Annotated in this window: 6 protein-coding genes; 4 read left to right on the top strand and 2 right to left on the bottom strand. The window is 43.4% G+C overall.

What is annotated here, in order from left to right; translation table 11 throughout:
- On the bottom strand, positions 1-939 hold a 939-nt coding region (locus FY557_RS05050; RefSeq protein ID WP_149246201.1), incomplete at its 3' end, for a cytochrome-c peroxidase.
- Positions 940-1,291: 352 nt separating this feature from the next.
- Between FY557_RS05050 and FY557_RS05045 the strand changes: the two genes are divergently transcribed.
- The 3 genes from FY557_RS05045 (at position 1,292) to FY557_RS05035 (ending at position 6,748) form a co-directional block, all read left to right on the top strand.
- Entirely contained in the window at positions 1,292-3,628 is a 2,337-nt protein-coding gene (locus FY557_RS05045) for a TonB-dependent receptor (protein ID WP_228451707.1), read from the top strand.
- A gap of 3 nt (positions 3,629-3,631) precedes the next feature.
- Positions 3,632-4,429: a DUF4249 domain-containing protein gene (locus FY557_RS05040; protein WP_149246200.1), complete on the top strand. Its 798-nt coding sequence runs from the start codon at positions 3,632-3,634 to the stop codon at positions 4,427-4,429.
- Positions 4,430-4,582: 153 nt separating this feature from the next.
- Positions 4,583-6,748, top strand: coding sequence for an outer membrane beta-barrel protein (locus tag FY557_RS05035; RefSeq protein WP_149246199.1), 2,166 nt, complete (start codon positions 4,583-4,585; stop codon positions 6,746-6,748).
- A 130-nt stretch (positions 6,749-6,878) separates the two neighbouring features.
- Here the strand turns inward: FY557_RS05035 and FY557_RS05030 are convergent, their stop codons facing one another.
- Complete coding sequence (locus FY557_RS05030; protein WP_149246198.1) at positions 6,879-8,105, bottom strand: PQQ-dependent sugar dehydrogenase; 1,227 nt, start codon at positions 8,103-8,105, stop codon at positions 6,879-6,881.
- 290 nt (positions 8,106-8,395) lie between these two features.
- Between FY557_RS05030 and FY557_RS05025 the strand changes: the two genes are divergently transcribed.
- A complete protein-coding gene (locus tag FY557_RS05025) occupies positions 8,396-8,698 on the top strand; it encodes a hypothetical protein (RefSeq protein WP_149246197.1) in 303 nt (100 codons plus the stop codon).
- Positions 8,699-8,738 lie beyond the last annotated feature (40 nt).

Here is an 8,738-nt window from a genome sequence, read left to right as displayed (position 1 = left end):
ATTATGGAACCACGGTCCTGTCCGGGATACTTCACGCAGGCCGGGCACCCTGAATCTCCCTGCATCTTCCGGACTTTTCGTAACCAGATACCTTCCCAGGTCCTCTCCTTTTTCCCCCATCCGGGAGGTCCCTATATTTTCAAAACGGTTATTGGAAAAATACCCCGAATTGTGGCAGTTCATGCATTGTGCTTTTGTGCGGAAAAGATGCAGACCCATCAACTCGTCATTGGTATATGCATCAGATTTTCCGTCAATGAAAAGATCAAATTTTCCGGGTCTGCTTTTTATCGTCCTTTCGAAAGCGGCAATGGCTTTCGAAATCCGGTCTTTGGTTACCGATTTATCACCGAATGCTTTTTTAAATAAGACGTCATATCCTTTGATCCCTGAAATTTTTCCGACGGCAATATCGATGTGCTCCCCCATTTCTTTTTCATCCTCAATCGGCATCTGCGACTGTGCTTCCAGTGTTTTTGCACGGCCGTCCCAAAAGAGCGATCGGGCATAAGCCACATTCAGAATACTCATGGCATTACGGGTTCCGGACTGCCGGTCGTGGCCGAAGGAAAACGTCCTGTTGTCGCACCAGCCCAGTTCCGGATCATGGCATGAAGCACAGGCAATCTGATTAGACTTCGAGAGCCTGGGATCAAAAAAAAGCGTTTTCCCCAATAATTCCTTCTCTCTCGAATACGGATTATCTTCAGGAAATGAATTTTCAGGCAAATGACCGATCTCCACAAAAGAAGGTACAGACTCCGGATCCAGGATTGGTTTCGGCCACTTCGAAATATCACCTGATGAATATACTTTCCTCAGTCGATCCATAAAAGCATTTTTCCGGTCGATCTCTTGTTGCACCTTATTGCTCAGGCAATTATGCAAAAGCGAAACGATAAGAAATAAAACCAAGGTCCAACTTAAAGCATTTTTCATAACCGGAAAGAATTTTCGCAAAAATATGATATTTTTAAACGGTATTCATTCAGATAACCTGGAATCTGAACAGAAATCAGAGGAATAGGCGGGAACTTTCTTATTATTATAAATTTGGCTAAGGCCGAATAAATGGGCTTCTTCCGACGGACTCAGGATAAAAATTCCCGTTGACTATAGAAATTCATTTTACATAGAACTTAACCTTAATGGTAATATTTTAATCATATTTAATCGGATAGCGTAAAGCGGTATTTTCACGGCTGTTTGATAAAAATTCACCGATTGTTTATATACTTGAAAAGTATTAGGCTTATATTTAAACTTTCATTCGAATAACAAAGAAACTTACATGCAGATATTATCTATGAAAACCGCCGCTTCTGCAGCAGCACTCTGTTTCAGCACGGTTGTTTTTGCCCAGCAGAATTACTCGGTGAGCGGTACAGTAAAAGATCGGAAAAACGGTGAATTGCTCATCGGCGTTACCGTAAAGGTAGCTGAAAACCCCGGTATTTCCGTCATATCAAATGACTACGGCTTTTATTCCTTATCTCTGCCACAAGGAACTTATCACCTGATTATTTCCACCCCCGGCTTTAAAGACTTCCGGCAGGAAATTGCAATAGAAGATAATACCAAACAGGATCTGCTGCTGGATCCAGGAGAAAGTGAAGCAAGAACGGCTACCATTGATGAAGTGGTTGTTTCAGGCATCAAGAAAGACAAAAACCTGAGTTCTGCCCAGATGGGCACGGAAACGATCAGCATCAGGAATATTGAAAAGCTTCCTGTCCTGTTCGGAGAGAAGGACGTAATGAAAACCATCCAGCTTCTGCCGGGAATTAAGAGCAACGGCGAAGGAAACAGCGGATTCAGCGTGCGGGGCGGTGCTACCGACCAGAATCTCATCCTGCTGGATGAAGCAACGGTATACAATGCTTCCCATTTGCTTGGCTTCTTCAGTACCTTCAACAGCGATGCCCTGAAGGATGCCAGCATCATCAAGGGAAACAGTCCGGCACAATATGGCGGAAGGCTCTCTTCAGTACTGGATGTAAAGATGAAAGACGGGAACAACAAAGATTATAACATAAATGGGGGAATCGGGATTATCAGCAGCAAATTAAGCGTGGAAGGACCCATCCAGAAGGAGAAATCATCATTTATTGTTTCGGGAAGGAGAACGTATGCCGATCTGTTCCTGAAAGCGACGGATGATTTTAAAGACAACAAGCTGTATTTCTACGACCTGAATTTAAAAGCCAATTATCAGGTAAATGACAATAACCGGTTGTATTTATCCGGATATTTCGGGCGCGACGTGCTGGGCTTGGGCGATACCTTTGCTTCAAACTGGGGAAATACCACGGCGACTCTCCGTTGGAACAGCATCATCAGCAGTAAATTATTTTCCAACACCTCGCTGATCTACAGCAATTACAACTACGATTTCAGCGTAAGCAGCAACAACAATACCTTCGGGCTGTCTTCCAAGATCGAAGACTGGAACCTGAAGCAGGACTTCACCTGGTTTGCCGGCAATAAGCATTCGGTAAAATTCGGGCTGCAGTCAGTATATCACATCATCACACCAAGCAGCGCTTCGGGAACGAGCGTGAGCAGCTATCCAAGAAACCCAAGGTATTCCTGGGAAAATGCGTTTTACTTCAATGATGATTTTAAAGCGACTGAAAAACTGACGGTCAACTACGGGCTGAGGCTCTCGCTGTTCAGTGTCCTGGGAGGTGACACTTATAACCTTTATGATAAAGGAGCGCTTACCGGTTCGGAATTCCTTGGTAAAGGTAAATTCGGAAAAACTTACATTAATGCAGAGCCGAGAATTACCGCCAATTACCGCATCAACGAAGTAAGCAGCATCAAAGGGGGCTATGCCCGGAATACCCAGAACCTGCATCTTCTGAGCAACAGCGGAAGCGGAAACCCGACGGATCAATGGATCGGAACCAGCTACACAGTAAGGCCGGAGATTGCAGACCAGGTAAGCTTCGGCTACAGCCGGAATTTCGGCAACAACAATTATGAGCTGAATGCTGAGGTGTACTACAAATCCATGCAAAACCAGATCGATTATAAAAACGGGGCGCAGATTACCTTCGATACGGCAGCAGATGTGGAAAGTGAACTGCTGTTCGGGAAAGGAAGAGCTTACGGACTGGAACTGATCGCCAAGAAGAAAAGCGGAAAACTGACCGGCTGGATCTCTTATACTTTATCCAAAACCGAAAGAAAGATCGAAGGAATCAACGACAACCAATGGTATAATGCGAGGATAGATAAGACCCACGACCTGGCGGTGGTTGCTACCTATCAGCTGAATCCCAAATGGTCTTTCTCAGGATTATTTGTGTACAGCACCGGAAATGCTGTTACCTTTCCGACCGGAAAATACGTGCTGAATGACCAGGCCATCCTCCAGTACAGCAGCAGGAATGCCGACCGGATGCCGGCCTATCACAGGATGGACCTGAATGTGACGTACGAACCCGAAAGCCATAAGCGTTTCAGAGGTTCCTGGTCTTTTGGGGTCTATAATATTTACGGAAGGGAAAACGCCTACTCCATCGCCTTCAAAGACAATCCGGACAATCCGGGAACCTACCGCGCCGTACAGACTTCGCTGTTCCGCTGGGTTCCGAATATTACCTATAATTTTAAATTTTAACCGATGAAGAATCTGTTTTTAAGTATATTATCCCTGTTGTTTCTGACCTCATGTGAAAAAGACATCGATCTTGACCTGGACGACCAAAGCGGAAAAATTGTGATCGAAGGAAATATCACAGACGGGGGCGGGCCTTATCTTGTTAAAATTACCAAGTCGGTGCCTTACAGCTCTTCTCTACCTTACACTGCTATTGAAAATGCGCAGGTTGTGGTAAGCGATAATGCGGGGCAGGCCGAAACCCTGACTTACGCAGGAGACGGATATTACGTTACCAATACTTTCACCGCACAACCGGGAAGAACCTATACACTGAAGGTGAATGCGGAAGGACAGCAGTATTCTGCCCGGAGCACCATGCCGCAGCCGGTATCGTTCGACGGGTTGGATCAGGATTCTTTTCTGATAGCGGGAGAAACCACCTATACCCTGCTGCCGGTTTTTACGGATCCCCCGGCACTTGGCAACCGTTATCTTTTCATCTATTCGGTAAATAATGGTTCCCAGAAGTTTTTTGCTGAATTTTCCGATAACGTGAATAACGGGCTGCCTAATCAGAGGCCACTGCTGATGCCTAATGATGAAGACGGCGTCAAAGTAAATGCAGGAGATACCATTCATGTGGAAATGCAGTGTATCGACCAGAATATATTTACTTATTATTCCGCCCTGCTCCAGATTCTGGATGGCGGTGCCGGATCAGGCATAACCCCTGCCAATCCGCCAGGCAACATCAGCAACGGCGCGCTCGGATATTTTTCAGCCCATACGGTAAATAAGAAAGACAAGGTAATTCAATAAAAACCAAAAGGCTGTCCGGTATTTCAGGAACAGCCTTTTTTATTTTTTTTATATAAAACGATTTTACGGTTTTAAAATATTTTGTAGAATAAATTCGATCTGATGTAACAAATATTCTCCCTTAGGTGTCTTATGGGTAGAAACCTGGTTTACATGAAAAATATTTTGATGCCCATTGCTTTTTTGGCAGGCATTCTCACCTTTGCACAAACGGAGAAGGACACCCTTAAATCAAAGGAAAAAGCCATTGAGGGCGTTACCGTTACGGTAAGAAAACCCACTATAGAATCCAAAGTCGACAGAACCGTCTTCAACGTTGCCAACAGTTCCGTGCTTGCCGGAAACACGACCTGGGATGTGCTGAGAATGACGCCGCTGGTAAGCATCGATAACAACGACGCCATCAAAGCGGAAGGCGAAACGGTTACCGTGTATATCAACGACAGGAAATCCGTTTTTACCGGAAAAGAATTAAAGGAATATTTAAAAACCATCCCGGCCGACAACCTAATGAAGATTGAAGTGATTACCAGTCCATCTTCACGGTACGAAGCCACCGGATCCGTGATCAATATCGTCCTGAAAAAAAGGGATGACGAAGGATTCAAAGGAAGCATTACCTTAAACAACCGTCAGAATACCAAAAACTCGCAGTACATCAATTTCAACGTCAATTACCATAAGAAAAATTTTACCCAGACCCTGATCGGCAGCTACGCCAACAATACCAGTGTACAGAGCAACTCCAGCATTCAGCAGATGTATGAAGATCGTTCCACCACCTTCCGGAATTCAAAAACCATATCCGAATCCAAAAGCCCGTCTCTTTCATCGACTTCGGAATTTGAGCTTAACGGCAAAAATACGGTAGGAATGATTCTGGAATATTACCAGAGCAACTCCCTGTCTAATTCCGGCGCTGACGGACTGAAATATATAAACGGCGATAAATTCGACAACTCGTACGTCCAAAGCCAGAACTCCAGCGGCCTGAACCGGAATTTCGGGACCAACCTTTTCTACAAATGGTACGATAAGGAAAAGAATAAAATACTGGATATCAATCTGGGCAGCAATTACTACGGTAATTTCATCAACGACTTTTTCGTTAAAAGCATCATCGATAATGCGGTACCACCTGTAATACAGAATCAGGAAACCGGGGTTCTTACCGATACCGAAAACCGTAATTATTATGTAAAAGCAGATTACACCCAGCCGCTTGGAAAATCAGGCGGTACCTTTGAGGTAGGAGGAAAAATGGATTTTAACAATAATATAATTCCAAACAGCCTTTACGGCAATATGCTTTCAGGACTCAGCAGCCATGATGTATTTCACTATGAAGACAACATCAACTCGCTTTATGCCAATTACAGCAAGACTTTTTTCAAAAAACTCGAAACCCGCATCGGGCTCCGTTACGAACACATCGATTATACAATCCGGCAGGACGTTGCCGGTACTTCCCGTAAAGATTCGTACGGCAAACTGTTACCGAATATTTTGCTGAAATATTCTTTCTCCGATAAATATGACCTGAGCTTAACTTACAATAAAAACATCTGGCGTCCGTGGTACGCGGAATTCAACCCGTTCCTGATCCCTAACAGCGACGGATTTTACACCAGAGGAAACATCAGTCTGGAGCCCAACCCCAGCGACCGGCTTTATATGAAACTGGGAATCCTTAAAAAGTATTTTATTTCCGCAAGGTATATGTTCACCGATCAGGATTACTGGACCGATTATATTACGGAAGGAAGCAAAACCATTTCCCAGGAGTCCAACTTCGCAGGCAAGGTGCATAAATATTATGTATTTGCCAATACAAACCAGACTTTTTTCAAAAACAAATTCACCGTAAATGTAGGTTTGGGCTGGTATTATATCGACAACAGCGATTTCAACCTGAAAAACAAATTGAGCAATGCCGACAGCTACATCAGTTACCTGAGTGCCTCCACCAATCTTTCATATACGAATCTTTTTAATAAAAACATCAATATCAGTGCATGGGTTGAGGTCTCCAACCAGAACAACGGAAACTCTGTCACCAACAAGCCGAATATCTTCCATAATATCTCGGCAACGAAAATATTCCCGAAAACCCAGATGGAAGTCAGCCTTCAGCTGATGAATATTTTCCAGCGGCCGAATTACGATGCGACGACTTATGTACAGGGCGGAACTTTCAGGAATGCTTCGAAATGGGACTGGTACGGTGCTTCAATCTCTTTTGTAAAACGTTTCGGAAACCAGAAAGTGAAAGGAAATACCAAAACCGATGTTGAGAAAAATGATGGCGGCGGAAAATAGTTTTAAAATCAGAAAATTCTGAAAGCGAAATTTTAAAATTCAATAAAAAATTTGCAGAGAGCAATACTTATGCATTACTTTCTGCAAATTATAAGACTCATACCGTTATTAGCTGTTAAAAGCCAATTGCTTACTGCTTACGGATGCGGTATAATTTTCCGCCGTCCGTTACCGTATACAGGTTGCTGTCAAGACCTTGGGTAATATCTCTGAACCTTTGGTTTTCACTGGCAAGCAGCCTTTCTTCACCGACAACTTTATTGTTCTCGATCACCAATCTGGCAATATGCATCCCGCTCAATGAAGCAACAAAAAGGTTGTTTTGCCACTCAGGAATGGTGTTTCCTTTATAGAAGGTAATTCCACTCGGCGAAATTACAGGATCCCAGTAATACACGGGCTGTTCCATCCCTGACTGCTGCTGAATTCCGTTTCCAATAGTGGCTCCATTGTATTCAATTCCGTAAGTGATGGTTGGCCAGCCGTAATTTTTACCCGCCTGTACCCTGTTGATTTCATCACCACCCCTCGGGCCGTGCTCACTTTGCCATAATTCTCCGGTTACCGGATGGATGGCAATGCCCTGCGGATTCCTATGCCCGATGCTGTACAGTTCCGGCAATGCTCCCGACTGTGCAAAGGTAGGATTTCCCGATGCCGGCTGACCGCTGGTAGTAATTCTTAAAATTTTTCCCAAAGCAGCAGTTACCGACTGTGCAAGAGGCCGGGTCGAAATATCCGAACGTTCCCCGGTACTGATGAATAAGTTTCCGGTATTGTCGAACAGAATTCTTCCGCCATAGTGGAGGTTCCCGACATTGGCTGAAGGTGCCGCCCTGTAAATAACCACCGGATTTTCAATGGTTGTTTCATTATTGGAAAGTCTTCCTTTCGCCACCGAAGTTAAATTTCCTCCTGAAACGTTTTCAGAGAACACCCAGTATACCATCCGGTTGGATGAAAACTGAGGATCTATACAAACGCCCAGCAATCCGCCCTGCCCTCCTGAGTTTACCGCAGGAAGTCCCGTAATTGCACTGCTGACAGTCCCGGTTGTACTGACGATTCTCATGGTTCCCGCTTTTTCGGTTACCAGCAATCTGCCGTCAGGCAGACTGGTAATTCCCCACGGTGAAGATAAAGATGAAGTAACGACTTCCCCGACGTAACCGGTAGATGTTCTTACACCGTTTGCCCGCGTTTGTCCCGGAAAGGCAGGCTGATAACTGGTATTGGCGGCATTGTTTTCTACTGGCGGAAGTGCAGGTCCGTTGTTCTCATTTTCATCAATCGTTTCGGAACAACTTGCAAATAGCATTGATGCTGCAATCAGCATTTGGTAAGTTCTTATTTTCATATAATCAAATTTTGGTGATTTGGCAATAATTTCAGTATTTGTGTAACAATTTTTTTGCCGAAAATCATTTTTGGATAACTTTTTGCTAAGTATAGCCAATTGATTACAGAGGCAATTTGTTTATTCGATATAGCAGAATAATTTATATTATTCTAAAAAACTTAAAATCACCAAAGCTTTTACTAAAGATTCTTAAAGATTTTATAATTGATAACAAAGAATACAGTAATTTTCAGATAAACAATGATTGTGGCATGAATATTATTGTAATACATGAAACACCCTAAGAGATGGAAAATTTATCAGAAAACAAAGAATTAATCAACAACTACTTAAATTATATCATTCAACAGCAATTTAATACACAGATTGACCTCACTGATGAATATACATTTATAGAAAACCTAGTTTCAAGAAAACCAATTATTGCAACTACTTTTTCAGATAAAATCCTGTCGGATCCTGAAATAAAGCGGTTCCTTACTTCCCTGATTACAGAAATCAATACAGGCAGCTGCAGCATACAATCGATGAAAATGAAACTCCGGAATTATCCTAAAGAACACTGGAATTCATTCAGAAGGATTATATGAAATCCGGAGAGTATAAATAAACAGAAGTCCCTGCAGATGA

It is taken from the genome of Chryseobacterium sp. SN22 (assembly GCF_008329705.1).
Classification (GTDB): domain Bacteria; phylum Bacteroidota; class Bacteroidia; order Flavobacteriales; family Weeksellaceae; genus Chryseobacterium.
The sequence above is the reverse complement of the archived record's forward strand: the minus strand, read 5'-3'. Positions and strand labels throughout refer to the sequence as shown.